The sequence below is a fragment of the Streptomyces sp. WM6386 genome, assembly GCF_000972385.1.
In the GTDB taxonomy this organism is placed as follows: domain Bacteria; phylum Actinomycetota; class Actinomycetes; order Streptomycetales; family Streptomycetaceae; genus Streptomyces.
The window spans coordinates 1-339 of the sequence record NZ_JXTE01000705.1 but is presented as its reverse complement, the minus strand read 5'-3'; the positions used below and the strand labels follow the sequence as shown (position 1 = coordinate 339).

Annotated in this window: 1 pseudogene; it reads left to right on the top strand. The window is 70.5% G+C overall.

Annotation, left to right across the window (positions count from 1 at the left end):
- Positions 1 to 339, top strand: a pseudogene (locus TN53_RS43320) (hypothetical protein); the annotation flags it as partial.

Genomic DNA, 339 nt, shown 5'->3' with positions numbered 1-339 from the left:
AGGGGCGGGGCCTGCCCCGGGAGCCCTCCGCCGCCGGCCGGAGGTGGCTGGCCAGCGGCACGCTGCTGATCGGGCTGTTGACGCTGAGCCTGTTCTACGCGATGGCGCAGTTCGTCGCCGACATCGGCCGCGGTGACGGCATTCTGAGGGCGCGGGAGGGCTATAAGGGCACGCCGTACGTGGTGGTCCACTCGCGGGTGCCCCTCGCTCATCACGCGTCGGGCATCGAGTCCAAGGACTACGGCAGCCAGGGCGCGCCCTACCGGTACCAGTACCGGGGCTTCCGGCTCCTTGCGAAGTCCCCGCACCGCTTCTATCTGGTGTCGTACGCCTCCCGGT